This window comes from Mesorhizobium loti CJ3sym (assembly GCF_000472785.1).
Taxonomy (GTDB): Bacteria; Pseudomonadota; Alphaproteobacteria; order Rhizobiales; family Rhizobiaceae; genus Mesorhizobium; species Mesorhizobium loti_E.
This window is the reverse complement of record NZ_AXAL01000008.1, coordinates 268646-284388: the sequence shown is the minus strand read 5'-3', so window position 1 is coordinate 284388 and position 15743 is coordinate 268646. Positions and strand designations below refer to the sequence as shown.

The 15743-nt window shown below is 62.3% G+C and carries 12 protein-coding genes; 9 read left to right on the top strand and 3 right to left on the bottom strand.

Annotated elements, in window-relative coordinates; translation table 11 throughout:
• Positions 1–20 precede the first annotated feature (20 nt).
• From ybgF to ftsH, 3 genes are all read left to right on the top strand, one after another.
• Positions 21–1145 (top strand): tol-pal system protein YbgF, encoded by a 1125-nt coding sequence (ybgF, locus tag A3A9_RS0113290; RefSeq protein WP_027059216.1) that lies wholly within the window; start codon positions 21–23, stop codon positions 1143–1145.
• Positions 1145–2539, top strand: a complete 1395-nt coding sequence (gene tilS, locus A3A9_RS0113285; RefSeq protein ID WP_027059215.1) for a tRNA lysidine(34) synthetase TilS — start codon at positions 1145–1147, stop codon at positions 2537–2539. The genes ybgF and tilS overlap by 1 nt, the downstream gene beginning before the upstream one ends.
• A gap of 123 nt (positions 2540–2662) precedes the next feature.
• Positions 2663–4588 carry an ATP-dependent zinc metalloprotease FtsH gene (ftsH, locus tag A3A9_RS0113280; protein ID WP_027059214.1) on the top strand — a complete coding sequence of 642 codons (1926 nt, stop codon included), beginning with the start codon at positions 2663–2665 and terminating at the stop codon, positions 4586–4588.
• Positions 4589–4841: 253 nt separating this feature from the next.
• Here the strand turns inward: ftsH and A3A9_RS0113275 are convergent, their stop codons facing one another.
• Together A3A9_RS0113275 and A3A9_RS0113270 are read right to left on the bottom strand one after the other, a co-directional pair.
• Entirely contained in the window at positions 4842–5294 is a 453-nt protein-coding gene (locus A3A9_RS0113275; RefSeq protein ID WP_027059213.1) for a hypothetical protein, read from the bottom strand.
• A gap of 246 nt (positions 5295–5540) precedes the next feature.
• Entirely contained in the window at positions 5541–6374 is an 834-nt protein-coding gene (locus A3A9_RS0113270; RefSeq protein ID WP_027059212.1) for a hypothetical protein, read from the bottom strand.
• Between the two features lie 368 nt (positions 6375–6742).
• On the opposite strand from A3A9_RS0113270, the gene glmM reads away from it, so the two are divergent.
• The 5 genes from glmM to serA all read left to right on the top strand — a co-directional run bounded on the left by glmM (position 6743) and on the right by serA (position 13235).
• Positions 6743–8095, top strand: a complete 1353-nt coding sequence (glmM, locus tag A3A9_RS0113265; protein ID WP_027031602.1) for a phosphoglucosamine mutase — start codon at positions 6743–6745, stop codon at positions 8093–8095.
• Positions 8096–8326: 231 nt separating this feature from the next.
• Complete coding sequence (locus tag A3A9_RS0113260; RefSeq protein WP_027059211.1) at positions 8327–9157, top strand: outer membrane protein; 831 nt, start codon at positions 8327–8329, stop codon at positions 9155–9157.
• 252 nt (positions 9158–9409) lie between these two features.
• Positions 9410–10192 (top strand): outer membrane protein, encoded by a 783-nt coding sequence (locus tag A3A9_RS0113255; RefSeq protein ID WP_027059210.1) that lies wholly within the window; start codon positions 9410–9412, stop codon positions 10190–10192.
• A 201-nt stretch (positions 10193–10393) separates the two neighbouring features.
• On the top strand, positions 10394–11569 hold the full coding sequence (locus A3A9_RS0113250) for a phosphoserine transaminase (protein WP_027059209.1): 1176 nt from the start codon (positions 10394–10396) through the stop codon (positions 11567–11569).
• A 64-nt stretch (positions 11570–11633) separates the two neighbouring features.
• Positions 11634–13235, top strand: a complete 1602-nt coding sequence (serA, locus tag A3A9_RS0113245; RefSeq protein WP_027059208.1) for a phosphoglycerate dehydrogenase — start codon at positions 11634–11636, stop codon at positions 13233–13235.
• A 55-nt stretch (positions 13236–13290) separates the two neighbouring features.
• Here the strand turns inward: serA and A3A9_RS0113240 are convergent, their stop codons facing one another.
• Positions 13291–14202 carry a DMT family transporter gene (locus A3A9_RS0113240; RefSeq protein ID WP_027059207.1) on the bottom strand — a complete coding sequence of 304 codons (912 nt, stop codon included), beginning with the start codon at positions 14200–14202 and terminating at the stop codon, positions 13291–13293.
• 213 nt (positions 14203–14415) lie between these two features.
• Between A3A9_RS0113240 and A3A9_RS0113235 the strand changes: the two genes are divergently transcribed.
• A complete protein-coding gene (locus tag A3A9_RS0113235; RefSeq protein ID WP_027059206.1) occupies positions 14416–15714 on the top strand; it encodes an adenylosuccinate synthase in 1299 nt (432 codons plus the stop codon).
• The last annotated feature ends 29 nt before the right edge of the window (positions 15715–15743 follow it).

The window sequence follows — 15743 nt, the reverse complement described above, 5'->3', positions numbered from 1 at the left end:
CGACACACGGCGAGAGGCACATGCATTTGAGATCGGTTCTGAGCGGCACACTTGCGCTGCTGCTCCTATCAGGCGTCACCGCCCCGGCCAGCGGCCTGGAAGCAAGCGGCACAGGGCAATCAACCGACAGCGGCTTTTCTTTCCATCTGCCCAGCATCGAACTGCCCAAGCTTTTCGGTGAAAAGAAGAAGCCCGATCAGGTTCAGATGGTGCAGTCCGATCCTGCTGCCGTCACCAGCCTGGAAGACCAGCTGCGGCAGATGAACGGCAAGATCGAGGAACTCAATTTCCAGGTCCTGCAGATGCAGGAGCAGATCCGCAAGCAGCAGGAAGACAACGAGTTCCGCTTCCAGCAGTTGGAAGGCGGCACGCAGGGCGGACAGGCACCGGCGGCACCGAAGAAGAAGTCCGACGCAACCACCGACACCAACACCAACATGGCTTCGGCCCCGGCAACCCAGGCGCCGGCCGATGCCGGTGCCGCGCCCGCCGATGGCACCGCCGCTGCATCCTCTGAGGGCAAGACGGTCGAGGACGTCATTGTCGAATCGCCCGATGGGGACCCCGGCAAGGTGATCCCCGGCACGGGAGCGCCGGAAAAGACCTTTGGCTCCATCACCGTCGACAAGAACGGCAATGTGATCGATGCCGACGGCAACACCCAGGCAGCCGCGGCGGCCCAAGACACTGCCCCGGCGACCGGCGCACCGGCCAAGGCCAGCAAGTCCGACGGCACGGTGGTCGCGGCGCTGCCCTCCACCAAGGACCCGGAAGAGCTCTATCGCAATTCCTATCAGTTCATCCTGTCGGGCGACTACAGCACCGCCGAACAGGGTTTTCGCGATCATATTTCTCGCTTCCCCAAGGATGCGAAGACGGCGGACGCGCATTACTGGCTGGGTGAGTCCCTGCTTGGCCAGCAGAAGTACCGCGATGCGGCCGAGGTCTTCCTCGCCGCCAGCAAGGACTACCCCAAGGCCAAGAAGGCTCCCGACATGCTCTTGAAGCTCGGCGTGTCGCTGGTCGGCCTCAAGCAGCACGACGTCGCCTGCGCCACCTTCAGCGAAGTCAGCAAGCGTTATCCCGACGTTTCCAATGCACTCAAGGAGCGCGTCAAGCAGGAGAAGGCCCTGGCTGCCTGCTGATGCTCGATAGCGAGCCGGATCGTTCGACCAATCTTCTTTTCAGCACGAAGAGCCTTTTTTCGCATATCGATTTTACCAACGGCGCCGTTGCGGCCGTATCTGGCGGCAGCGACTCGACCGCCCTGCTTCTCCTTCTAAAACGACATTTCGACCGAACCGCGCCGTCCGCGAAACTGCTGGCGGTGACAGTCGACCATGGCTTGCGGACGAATTCGGCCGCCGAGGCGCAAGCCGTGGCGAAGCTGTGCGCGGAGCGCGGCATCGCCCATCGCATTCTGGCCTGGTCCGGGCGCAAGCCATCGACCGGCCTGCCGGCGGCGGCGCGGGAGGCGCGCTACCGGTTGCTGGCAGAAGCGGCACGTGCCGAAGACATCGGCCTGATCGTGACCGGTCATACAGCCGACGACCAGGCCGAGACGGTGCTGATGCGGCAAGCGCGTGATGATGGCCGGGAGTCTGCAGAAATGGCAGGCCGTGGGCTTGCCGGCATGGCGCCGGCCACACTCTATGACTGGCGCGAATGGATCGTTCGCCCGCTGCTGGACACGCGGCGCTCGGCACTTCGCGATTTCTTGCGGTGCGAACAGGTCGGCTGGGCGGATGATCCGACCAATATCGACGAGGCCTTCGAGCGGCCGCGCGTGCGCGCCGCGCTTGCCGGCGAAAGTGTCGAACACATGGACGACGCGCTGCTGCTCGCCGCCCAGGCCGCCGTAGAGCGCAGGCAGCTTGGCGCCAATGCCGCCGATCTGATTGATCGCTTCGCCAGCCAGCCAATCATCGGCCTCATCCGTCTCGATCCGTGCCTGCTGTCGAGCGACGACGACCGCGCGGCCGTCTATGCGTTGCGTATTTTGCTGGCCACCGCCGGAGGCGTTGCCTTGCTGCCGGATCATGCCCGCAGCGAGGCACTGTTCGGCCGGCTGAAGGACGGCTTTCTTTGCGCCACATTGTCGCGGAGCGTGATCGATTTCCGGCGCGCCGGCATCTTCCTGCGCCGCGAAGCGCGGGGTTTGCCGCCAGTTGCGACGATCACGGACAACGCCGTCTGGGATGGCCGTCGCCGCATCACATTGAACGACAGGTCGGACCCATTTTTGATCGCGCCGTTGGGTGCCACAGCAGCGAAGCGGCTGGCGGTCGACACGGGCAAAACCCCGGCAAGCCTGATGCGCGCCGCGTTGGCTGCGGAACCAGCATTGCGGCAAGTCATTGAAAACCCTGGATTGCCGCAGGGCGATCCGGGGTCGCCAGGGTTCGCTTCGCGGCCGCTTGTGTCGCCTTTTGCCCGCTTCCTGCCGTCCTTCGATCTGGCGCCGGCGCGGGCCGTCGCCGGGCTGATCGGCGCGTCGCCACTGCCTCTCCCGCCATGGCGCGGCCATAGTGCCGGTTGATGGTTGGCCGAAAGCTTAACCCAGACGTGCTGTTATGCTTGGCAAGGGGAGGCGCTCTCCCTATGTTAGGCCCAAGTTTCCTCTCATGATGCTGTCCGTCCGCGGACGCCAACGGGACAATTGATGAATCCGAACTATCGCAACCTCGCGCTCTGGGCGATCATAGCGGTCCTGCTCATCGCTCTTTTCAATCTGTTCCAGACGCCGCAGACGCGTGGGGCTTCAAGCGATGTGCCTTATTCGCAGTTCCTGCAGGATGTCGCGGCCGGCCGGGTCAAGACTGTGACCATTGCCGGCGCCCGCATCACCGGCACCTACAGCGACAATTCCACCGGCTTCCAGACCTATTCGCCCGGCGATCCCTCGCTGGTCTCGCGGCTGCAGGACAAGAACGTCACCATCAATGCGCGGCCTGAGACCGACGGGTCCAACTCACTGTTCGGCTACCTGATCTCGTGGCTGCCGATGATCCTCATCCTCGGCGTCTGGATATTCTTCATGCGCCAGATGCAGTCCGGATCCGGGCGCGCCATGGGTTTTGGCAAATCCAAGGCCAAGCTTTTGACCGAGGCGCATGGCCGCATCACTTTCCAGGACGTTGCCGGCGTCGACGAAGCCAAGGAAGACCTTGAAGAAATCGTCGAGTTCCTGCGCGATCCACAGAAATTCCAGCGCCTTGGCGGCAAGATCCCGCGCGGCGTGCTGCTGGTTGGCCCTCCCGGCACCGGCAAGACGCTGCTCGCCCGCTCGGTTGCCGGCGAAGCCAACGTGCCGTTCTTCACCATTTCGGGTTCGGACTTCGTCGAGATGTTCGTCGGCGTCGGCGCAAGCCGCGTGCGCGACATGTTCGACCAGGCCAAGAAGAATGCGCCCTGCATCATCTTCATCGACGAAATCGACGCTGTCGGCCGTCATCGCGGCGCCGGCCTCGGCGGCGGCAATGACGAGCGCGAGCAGACGCTGAACCAGCTGCTGGTCGAGATGGACGGCTTCGAATCCAACGAAAGCATCATCCTGATCGCCGCCACCAACCGTCCCGACGTGCTCGATCCGGCGCTGTTGCGTCCGGGCCGTTTCGACCGCCAGGTGGTGGTGCCGAACCCCGACATCGTCGGCCGCGAGAAGATCCTCAAGGTGCATGTGCGCAACGTGCCGCTGGCGCCCAATGTCGACCTCAAGGTCGTCGCTCGCGGCACGCCGGGCTTCTCCGGCGCCGACCTGATGAACCTGGTCAACGAATCGGCGCTGATGGCAGCTAGACGCAACAAGCGTCTCGTCACCATGGCCGAGTTCGAGGACGCCAAGGACAAGATCATGATGGGCGCCGAGCGCCGTTCGTCGGCCATGACCCAGGCCGAGAAGGAGCTGACCGCCTATCACGAAGCCGGCCACGCCGTTCTGGCGCTGAACGTGCCGTCGGCCGATCCGCTGCACAAGGCCACCATCATCCCGCGTGGCCGCGCGCTCGGCATGGTCATGCAGTTGCCGGAAGGCGACCGCTATTCGATGAGCTACAAATACATGATCTCGCGCCTCGCCATCATGATGGGTGGCCGCGTCGCCGAGGAGTTCAAGTTCGGCAAGGAGAACATCACTTCGGGCGCCTCCTCCGACATCGAGCAGGCGACCAAGCTGGCGCGTGCCATGGTCACGCGCTGGGGCTTCTCCGACAAGCTCGGCCACGTCGCCTATGGCGACAACCAGGAAGAGGTGTTCCTCGGCCATTCGGTGGCGCGTACGCAGAACATCTCGGAAGAGACCGCGCAGATCATCGACGCCGAAGTGCGCCGCCTGATCGACGAGGCCTATGTCTCGGCCAAATCCATCCTGACCAAGAAGAAGAAGGAATGGATCACGCTGGCGCAAGGCCTGCTCGAATACGAGACGCTGTCTGGCGAAGAGATCAAGCAGCTGATAGCGGGCAACAAGCCCTCGCGCGATCTTGGCGACGATACGCCGCCCAGCCGCGGCTCGGCCGTGCCGAAGTCTGGCCGCCGCAAGAAGGGCACCGAGCCCGAAGGCGGCATGGAGCCTCAGCCGTCGAGCTGAGCAGGACCATTGATTTCAAAGGGACGTCGCGGCTTCAAACCCGCGGCGTTTTTGTTTGGCGAGGTTGGAGACGTTGCCAAGTCGTCCGCGATCTTGCAACTGCAACGTTGGCGACTGGCGAAAGCCTAAATGACAGCCAATCTCCCCGCAAGGGGGAGATTGGCAGCGTCGACGTCAGCGACTGCAGACAGGCAACAAAAAGCCCGCGAACCTTGCGGCTCGCGGGCTTTGTTTTTTCAGACGCTGCTGCCGATCAGGTCTTCAGCTTGGCATTGCACAGGCTGTAATAGCCGCCACCCTTCTGGATCCACTTGAGGCCGCTCAACGTTCCGGCATCCTTGTTGCTATGGTAGCCTTGGAGGCAGGTCTTCATTCGCGCCTTGGCGGGTTTTTCGGCCTGAAATTCGGCCGCGAGCGTGGTCGGGAACGTCACGCCAGCCGGCGCTACGGTGGGTGCGGTCACCGCGCTGGCTTCCTTCTTCGGCTGTTCGGTCGCTTTGGCCGTGTTCGCCTCGGCGCTTGCGGTAGCGGACGTTGCGCATTTATCCTTGCGAAAAGCGTTCCAGTCCATGCCGTTCAGGGCACCGCTTTCCTTGGCGGACCGATAGGTCTCGCCGCATTCCTTCATCGTCATTGCGTTTCCCGGGATGGCACCCCAGGCAATAAAAGTCGTTGCAGCCAGCGTCGTCAATTTCAAGCCAGACATCAAACCCTCCATATCGAGTACAGATTGAACATCTTTTGTATACTTTTTGTTCTCTTTATGTTCAACCAGAATCTTCGGCCTCACCCAGAAGACCTCCCGCACCCGGCTGCCGGGCGTGGGGCGACCACGCTATCGGTTCAAGGCTTTCGCGGTAGCGGGAGCAGGACTATTGAGCTTTTCAACGCAACAAAAAGCCCGCGAAGCCGAAGCGTCGCGGGCCTTGATTAATATAACTGCGTGGTGCGATCAGCCCTTCAGCTTGGCATTGCACAGGCTGTAGTAGCCGCCGCCCTTCTGGATCCACTTCAGGCCGCCAAGCGCGTTGGCGTCCTTGAGGACATAGTACTGGTCGAGGCAGGTGTGCATGCGGCCCTTTCCGGGGGTCTCGCTGGCATATTTGGCCGTGATCGCGGACGGGAAGGTGACGCCCTTGGGCGCAACCGTCGTCGGCTTCGGCGGCTCCTTGGTGTAGTTGGCCTCGCTCGGAGCCGGTACGCTGTCGTCATCGGAGGCAGCGGCGCCGCACTCGGCCTTGCGGAAGTCGTTCCACTTCTGGCCCTTCAGCGTATTGGCTGTCTTGGCGGCTTGATACTTGGTGCTGCATTCGGCCATGGACAGGCCCTTGCCCCCGGCGGGAGCCGCGGCGGCCTTGGTGGTCGCCGGCTTGGTGGTGTCGGCGGCAGCGGATGCGCCTGCACCGCATTCGGCCTTGCGGAAGTCGTTCCACTTCTGGCCGTTCAGCGTGCCGGCTGCCTTCGCCGCCTGATACTTGGCACTGCATTCCTTGGATGTCAGGCCCTTGGCCGTGCTGTCAGCCGCGGCGGCGGCCTTGGTCGTCTTGGCTGGCTTGGTCTCGGCAGCCTTGGTTGCGGCCGGCTTGGTGGTGTCCGTGGCGGCGGCGTCGGTGCCGCACTGCGCCTTGCGGAACTGGTTCCAGGTTGCCCCGGCAAGTGTCCCCGCATCCTTGGCGGCATTATACTTCGTGCTGCATTCGGCCATCGTCAACGCGTTGGCTGGCGCAGCCAGGAACAACGTCGCTACGGCAAGGCCGGTCAGTGTGGCAAGTCGGTGGATGAGCATAGCGTTTCTCCGTTGCTGCAGCCCATTATACGTCCCGCCAAATCAATAACCCTCAACGGTCGGTTGCGCCAGATGCCAAGTGAGGTATATATCGCCGGAAGCCGGTTTCTCCCGATAAGGTGATGAAATCATTGCCCCTTACCGGGTCAAAACCAAGATTTTCCACGTGCGGCTGCACCGAATAGCTCGCAAAACTGGTATATTCAGCGCCACAATGTCGTCATGATAGACTGCGGCCTTGCTGTGTGCAGTGCACAACAATGATTTTCTAAGGATTGGTAACATATAATCACACAATGTGATCGTGGCGCGCCGGCTAATTGTGGCATGACGTGCGCCGGACGGAACCCTTGAGGACTCTGACTAGCATGGCAGGAAATTACTTCGGCACGGACGGTATTCGCGGGCGCGCCAACAAGTTTCCGATGACCGCCGAAATCGCCATGCGGGTCGGCATGGCCGCCGGCCTTTCGTTCCAGCGCGGCAGTCACCGCCATCGTGTCGTTCTCGGCAAGGACACCAGGCTTTCCGGCTATATGATCGAGAATGCGATGGTGGCCGGGCTTTGCGCTGCCGGCATGGACGTGTTCCTGCTCGGGCCGATCCCGACGCCGGCGGTTGCCATGCTGGTGCGATCGCTGCGCGCCGATATCGGTGTCATGATCTCGGCTTCGCACAACCCCTATTACGACAACGGCATCAAGCTGTTCGGACCTGACGGCTACAAGCTCTCCGACGAGATCGAAGAGCGCATCGAGAGCATGCTCGACAAGGATATCGAACTGGCGCTCGCCGATTCCGACGGGCTTGGCCGCGCCAAGCGCGTCGACGGCGTGCATGACCGCTACATCGAATTCGCCAAGCGCACGCTGCCGCGCTCGATGTCGCTTTCGGGTCTCAGGATCGTCGTCGATTGCGCCAATGGCGCCGCCTACAAGGTGGCGCCGGCCGCCCTTTGGGAACTGGGCGCCGAGGTCATCGCCATCAATGTCGAGCCCAACGGTCTCAACATCAACAAGGAATGCGGCTCGACCCATCCGGCCGGCCTGCAGAAGAAGGTGCATGAAGTGCGCGCCGATATCGGCATCGCGCTCGATGGCGACGCCGACCGCGTCGTCATCGTCGATGAGAATGGCACGATCGTGGATGGCGACCAGATCATGGCGCTGATCGCCGAGTCCTGGCACCAGAGCGGACGGCTTGCCGGCGGCGGCGTGGTTTCGACGGTCATGTCCAATCTCGGCCTTGAACGCTTCCTCGGCGACATGAAGCTGCAATTGCACCGCACCAAGGTCGGCGACCGCTATGTCGTGGAGCATATGCGCGCGCATGGGCTCAATGTCGGCGGCGAGCAGTCGGGCCACATCGTGCTGTCGGATTTCTCGACCACCGGTGACGGTCTCGTCTCGGCGCTGCAAGTGTTGGCCTGCATCAAGCGCCAGGGCCGCCCGGTCAGCGAACTGTCGAAGAAGTTCGAACCGGTGCCCCAGCTTTTGAAGAATGTCCGCATCGCCGGCGGCAAGCCGCTCGACGAAGCTCCGGTCAAGGCCGCCATCGAGGATGCCCGTCACCGTCTTGGCAAAGCCGGGCGGCTGGTCATACGGCCATCCGGCACCGAGCCGCTGATCCGGGTCATGGCCGAGGGTGACGATCCGCAATTGGTCGAGGCGGTTGTCAACGATATTGTCGAGGTCATCTCGGAAACCCGCAGCGCCGCCTGATCCCCGGCGCGCCCGCAGGCCGCTCTGGTCGCATCCAAGCCCGCCCTTCTGGTGGGCTTTTTTGTTGACCGCAGAGCCGGCCCCGCGGTTGTCGATCCTTCGAATTTTAGCGAATCGTGGTTAAGCAACAGGGTTAAACGCCTTTTAACTTTTCCAATTCATTATCCACCCTTGAAAGCCAATCTCATTCGGACGCGACCGCTGTTCCGAGGGTTCCTAGGGGTGACAAGCATGTTCAATACAGCAAGAAAGGCCCTGTTCGCGTTGCTGTTCGCGGGCATGGCCTGGCCAGTGTTCGCAGCCGACCTGCCAGAGCCGCAGGTCGAAGAAGCACCACCGCCGGTCTACGAGCAGCCGGTCGATATCGGCGGCTGGTACATCCGTGGCGACATCGACTATCACAAGTCTGATGTGCGCGGCATCGACTACATGACCTACAGCGTCGACCCTTGTAATTGTACGGTTACGCCGGGCGGCAAGAGCTTCGACTACGGCAAGCTTAAGGGCGGTTTCTCGCTCGGCGGCGGCGTCGGCTACAAGATCAACGATCATCTGCGTGCGGATGTGACCGCCGACTATTGGTTCAAGTCGAACTTCAATGGCGGTACTTCGGATCTCCTCACGACCTCGACCGAAGTGTCGAAGATGAGCGCCCTGTTGCTGCTCGCCAATGCCTATGTCGATATCGGCACCTGGCACGGCATCACGCCCTATGTCGGCGCCGGTATCGGTGGCGCGCGCGTCAAGTGGGATAGGGTCTACGACCCGAACACCACCGAGACCAATCCCGGAGCATCCAACTGGCGCTTCGCATACGCGGTCATGGCCGGTGCCTCCTACTGCTTGACCGACAAGGTCATCCTCGATGCCGGCTACCGCTTCTCCCATATCCAGGGCGGCCGCATGTTCGAATGGGATGCGAGCAGCACCGGGCCGGGCTTTGACCGCGGCATCAATACCCACGAAGTGCGCGGTGGCCTGCGCTATCAGTTCGGCGGCAACAACGGGTGCAGCGTGCCGGTGGCCTATCAGCCTGAGCCTGAGCCGATCTACACCAAGTAAGAACTCTCACGATCGAATATTCGCGAACCGCCCGGCCCAGCCGGGCGGTTTTCGTTTGAGTTGTCGCCAATGCAACGCCTGGGATGTAACCCCGAAGCGGAGGTTACTTCTGGGCGATATGCATAAACGAAATCAATTCGCTAACGCTCTGTTAGCCTTAACCGTGACTTAACCACTATGGTTAACAATGCTCCCTGAGACGATGGCTGCTGCCGTGATTGCAAGCGTCGCCAAATTCGGGAGTCGGGTATCATGACACTCACATCGCGTATTGCGCTGGCGCTTGCCGGAGTAGGGCTCTTGCCGCTGACATCGGCATTCGCAGCCGACTATGATCCGCCAGTCGTTGTCGACCAGGCGCCTGACTATGTGCCGGTCGAGGTCGGCTCGGGCTGGTACCTGCGCGGTGACGTCTCCTATCTCGTGCAGAAGAGCTTCAAGAATGGGAATTTTACCTTTCCGTCAACGCTCAACAACGAAAGCTTTGATCAGAGCGAAGACGCATATTTTGGGAGCGTCGGCTTCGGATATCATTTCAACGATTACCTCCGCGCCGATCTCAACTTCGGCTATCTGCCAGGTAACAAGGCCAGCTTCGGCTATGACGATTCGGCGGTCGTCGCACTGCCGACATTACCGACCCAGGGATCGGGATCGCTGAAGAACTTTGCGTTCTCGGGGATACTCAATGGCTATGTCGATCTCGGGACCTACGTCGGAATCACGCCTTATGTTGGCGCCGGCATCGGTTTTGTCCGCAGTTCGCGGAAGCTTTCGGCGACTTACACGGACAACAATGTCCCCGCCAACAGTTTCAGCCGGCAGGAGAATGCGACACAGTACTCCCTCGCCTATACTCTGAACGCTGGCTTGGCTTACCAGGTGACGAAGAATGTTTCCGTCGATCTGGGCTATCAGTATTTCTCCGCCCCGGACGCCGAATATGTGACGGCCGAAAGCCTGACCTCCTTTCCCGTCAAAAAGGGGATCAGCAATCATCAGGTCAAGCTCGGGCTGCGCTACGATCTCTGGTAGGCCTGGGACAGATCGGGATTTTGACGGCGGATCCTCGTGGTCCGCCGTTTGCGTTTGACATCACGCGAACCTGATCGCGGACCGCCTGTATCCCGGCAGCGACAAAAACTTTCCTCTTGACGCCCGAAGCCTGAACGCATATCGCCGTCCGTGGGCCACCCCTCCCCAACGAGGGGCCACTATCTGGAAGGATAGACCACGATGACGACGCATACGAAGCCCGGATTCCGTCCGGCAAATCCCCACTTTTCCTCAGGTCCCTGCGCAAAACGCCCCGGCTGGTCGGTCGAGGCGCTGAAGGATGCCGCGCTTGGCCGTTCCCACCGCGCCAAGATCGGCAAGACCAAGCTCGAACAGGCGATCGAGCTGACGCGGCAAATTCTGCAAGTCCCGGCGGACTACCGCGTCGGCATCGTGCCGGCGTCGGACACCGGCGCGGTCGAGATGGCGCTGTGGTCGCTGCTCGGCGAGCGCGGCGTCGACATGGTCGCCTGGGAAAGCTTCGGCTCCGGCTGGGTCACCGATGTGGTCAAGCAGCTGAAGCTTGCCGATGTGCGCAAGATCGAAGCCGGTTACGGCGAGTTGCCGGACCTGGCCAAGATCGATTTCGACCGCGACGTGGTCTTCACCTGGAACGGCACCACTTCGGGTGTGCGCGTGCCGAACGGCGATTTCATTCCCGCCGATCGCAAGGGTCTGACCATCTGCGACGCCACCTCGGCGGCGTTCGCGCAAAGGCTCGATTTCGAGAAGCTCGATGTCGTCACCTTCTCCTGGCAGAAGGTGCTGGGCGGCGAGGGCGCGCACGGCATGCTGATCCTGTCGCCCCGAGCCGTCGCGCGGCTGGAGAGCTACAAGCCTGCATGGCCGCTGCCGAAAATCTTCCGCCTGACGTCGGGCGGAAAGCTGATCGAGGGTATCTTCAAGGGCGAGACCATCAATACGCCGTCGATGCTGTGCGTCGAGGACTATCTCGACGCGCTCAATTGGGCGAAGTCGATCGGCGGCCTCGATGCGCTGATCGCCCGTGCCGATGCCAATGCCGCCGTGCTCGACGGCTTTGTCGACAAGTCGTCCTGGCTCGGTCACCTCGCCGCGGAACCGGCGACGCGGTCGAACACCTCGGTCTGCCTCTCTTTCAAGGATCCCGATGTGGCGGCGCTCGACGCCGACGGGCAGGCGGCTTTCGCCAAGGGGCTGGTCTCGGCGCTCGACAAGGAAGGTGTCGCCTATGACATCGGCTCCTACCGCGACGCGCCCCCCGGCCTGCGCATCTGGTGCGGCGCGACGGTCGAAACGTCAGATCTCGAAGCGCTGCTGCCCTGGCTCGACTGGGCCTTTGCCCTGCAGAAGGCATCGCTGAAAGCGGCTGCCTGAGATTTTTGCGGCGGCCCGCGGGCCGCCCATTCCCGGATCAATCCCATTTTTCAAGGAGGCCGCCATGGCGCCCCGTGTTCTCGTCTCTGACAAACTTTCTCCCACCGCCGTGCAGATATTCAAGGATCGCGGCGTCGAGGTCGACTACCTGCCCGACCTCGGCAAGGACAAGGAAAAGCTGCTCGAAGTGATCAGCCAGTATGATGGCCTCGCCATCCGCTCGGCAACCAAGGTTACCGAGAAGCTGATCAACGCCGCGACCAATCTCAAGGTCATCGGCCGCGCCGGCATCGGCGTCGACAATGTCGATATCCCGGCCGCGAGCCGCAAGGGTATCATCGTCATGAACACGCCCTTCGGCAATTCGATCACGACCGCCGAACATGCCGTCGCAATGATCTTCGCGCTGGCGCGCCAGATCCCGGAGGCCAACGCCTCGACCCATGCCGGCAAATGGGAAAAGAACCGCTTCATGGGCGTCGAGATCACCGGCAAGACGCTGGGCGTCATCGGCTGCGGCAATATCGGCTCGATCGTCGCCACGCGCGGCGTTGGCCTGAAGATGCATGTCATCGCCTTCGATCCGTTCCTGTCGGACAAGCGCGCCGAGGAACTCGGCGTCGACAAGGTCGAGCTGGACGAGCTCTTCGCCCGTGCGGATTTCATCACGCTGCACACGCCGCTGACCGACAAGACGCGCAACATCATCGACGCGGCGGCAATAGCCAAGATGAAGAAGGGCGTGCGCATCATCAATTGCGCGCGCGGCGGGCTGATCGTCGAGGCTGACCTGATCGCGGCGCTGAAGAGCGGCAAGGTGGCGGGCGCCGGCATCGACGTGTTCGAGGTCGAGCCGGCTGAACAGAACGAGTTGTTCGGCATGGAGAATGTGGTGGCGACACCGCATCTCGGCGCCTCGACGGCGGAAGCGCAGGAAAATGTCGCACTGCAGGTCGCCGAGCAGATGGCCGACTATCTGATCAAGGGTGCGGTCTCCAACGCCATCAACATGCCGTCGATCACAGCGGAAGAAGCGCCGCGTCTGAAGCCGTTCGTGAAGCTCGCCGAAGTGCTCGGCGCCTTTGTCGGCCAGGTCACCGACGATCCGATCAGCGAGGTCGAGATCCTGTTCGATGGCTCGACCGCGACCATGAATACGCGCGCGCTGATCAGTGCAGCCCTTGCCGGGTTGATCCGGCCGCAGGTCGCCGATGTCAACATGGTGTCGGCACCGATCATGGTGAAGGAGCGCGGCATCATCGTCGCCGAGGTCAAGCGCGACAAGTCCGGCGTGTTCGACGGCTACATCAAGCTCACAGTCAAGACCGAGCACATGACGCGCTCGATCGCCGGCACCTGCTTCTCGGACGGCAAGCCGCGCTTCATCCAGATCAAGGGCATCAACCTCGACGCCGAGGTCGGCCAGCATATGCTCTACACGACCAATGCCGACGCGCCCGGCATCATCGGCCTGCTCGGCACGGTGTGCGGCGAAAACGACGTCAACATCGCCAACTTCCAGCTCGGCCGCAACCGGCCGGGCGGCGATGCCATCGCTCTGCTCTATCTCGACGCGCCGTTCCCGGAAAAAGTGCTGGAGCAGGTGCGGGCGCACAAGTCGATCGACTCGGCCAAGCGGCTGCAGTTCGACGTCGGCGAGATCTGATCCCGGCCTTTCCGAGAGATCAGAAGGCGCGGCTTGGGTCGCGCCTTTCTTCTGCTCAGCTTTTCCTGGCTGGCGGGATCATCGCCGCCTTGCGCCCGCTGTATTCGGCAAGCGAGATGCCGCCCAGCACGAGGACAAGCGCCAGCGCCTGATAGAGCTGGAAGGTCTCGCCGACGATCAGCACTGAAAGCAGCGTGCCGAAGATCGGCACCAGATTGATGAACAGGCCGGCGCGGTTGGCGCCGATCAGTTCGTTGCCCCTAATGTAGGTGACCTGCGAGATGACCGAAGCGCCGATCGCGGTGTAGATGATAACGGCCCAGCCGCGCGTGTCGGGTACGATGACCTTGCCGGCGGCGACCTCCCACAGGAAGAAGGGCAGCGAGGTGATGAGCGCCGCGACCGCCAGGGACAACATCAGGCTCTGCCAACGCATCGCCGGCTTCAGCCGCAGCCCGACCGAGTAGCCGCTGTAGAGGATGACCGCGACCAGCATGATGGCGTCGCCGAAATTGAGCTCCAATGTGAGCAGCCGGCGCGGATCGCCGTGGCAGGCCGTCAGGATCACGCCGGCGATGGTCAGCACGACGCCGGCAATCTGCGCCCAGCTCACCCGCAGGCGAAAGAAGATGAAGTTGGCGACGATGATGAGGACCGGCATCGCCGCCTGTTCGATCGAGACGTTGATTGCCGTCGTGTAATTGAGCGCCGTGTAGAAAATGGTGTTGAACAAAGTGAAGCCGCTGGCGCCAAGTGCCGCCAGCACCAACCAGTGTTTGCGCACCACCGGCCAATCCTCCCGGATCGTGCGCCAGCCGACCGGCAGAAGGATCGCGACGGCCAGCACCCAGCGCAGGAAGACCAGCGTCATCGGTGAGACGTGATCGACCGCCAGCTTGCCGGCCACCGAATTGCCGCCCCACAGCAAGGTGGTGAGCAGCAGGAAGATGTAGGCGCTTCGATGCATCGCGGGATTCCCGCCGCGGCGGATGCGCTGCGGTGTTTGCCGGCCTATTGCCCCCATCAGCCCAAGTAAATGATGACAATGCCGAAAATTGTTGTGCCTCAGGGCATTTTCGACGGCAAAGAAAGGTCGCACTCGCGAGGTCTTGACGCTATAGAGGCCTGTCGTTTCGAACCATATCCAAGCCGCTCGGCGGCGTCTCAAGGGAAAAGAAACATGGCCAATGTGGTGGTCGTCGGCTCGCAGTGGGGCGACGAGGGCAAGGGCAAGATCGTCGACTGGCTGTCGGAGCGCGCCGATGTCGTGGTGCGTTTCCAGGGCGGCCACAATGCCGGCCATACGCTGGTCGTCGACGGCAAGGTCTACAAGCTGTCGCTGTTGCCGTCCGGCGTCGTGCGGCAGGGCAAGCTGTCCATCATCGGCAATGGCGTGGTGTTCGATCCGCACGCTTTCGTGGCCGAAGTGGCGAAACTCAAGGCGCAAGGCGTGGAAGTGACGCCGGACCGCCTGAAAATAGCCGAAAACACAGCGCTTATCTTGTCGCTGCACCGGGAGCTGGACGGATTCCGCGAGGACGCCGCCTCAAATTCCGGGACAAAGATTGGGACGACCCGCCGGGGCATTGGTCCGGCCTATGAGGACAAGGTGGGTCGGCGCGCGGTGCGGGTGATGGATCTGGCGGATTTGGAAACGCTTCCAGTGAAGGTCGACAGGCTGCTGACGCACCACAATGCGTTGCGCCGCGGGCTTGGCCATGCCGAAGTCACGCATGAGGCCATCATGACGGAATTGACCTCGGTCGCGGATCAGATCCTGCCCTATATGGACCGTGTCTGGAAAATCCTCGATGACAAGCGCCGTGCCGGTGAGCGCATCCTGTTCGAGGGCGCGCAGGGCACGCTGCTCGACATCGACCACGGCACCTATCCGTTCGTGACCTCGTCCAACACGGTTGCCGGGCAGGCCGCCGCCGGATCGGGCGTCGGTCCGGGCGCCATCGGCTATGTCCTGGGCATCACCAAGGCCTACACGACGCGCGTCGGCGAAGGCCCGTTCCCGACCGAACAGAAGAACGAGATTGGCGAATTCCTCGGCACGCGCGGCCATGAATTCGGCGTTGTCACCGGACGCAAGCGCCGCTGCGGCTGGTTCGATGCCGTGCTGGTACGCCAGGCCGTCGCCGTCAACGGCATCAAGGGCATCGCGCTGACCAAGCTCGACGTGCTCGACGGGCTGGATGAGATCAAGGTCTGCACCGGCTACCGTCTCGATGGCGAGATGATCGACTATCTGCCGGCAAGCCAGGGCGCTCAGGCGCGTGTCGAACCGGTCTACGAGACGCTGGAGGGGTGGAAAGGCACCACCGCCGGCGCGCGCAGCTGGAACGATCTTCCGGCCCAGGCGGTCAAATATGTTCGATACATAGAGGAGTTGATCGGCGCACCGGTCGCGCTGCTCTCCACCAGCCCGGAACGGGACGACACGATACTTGTGACCGATCCGTTTCAAGACTAGTTTCTGAAGCCTTTCCGGGCATAGCGGCT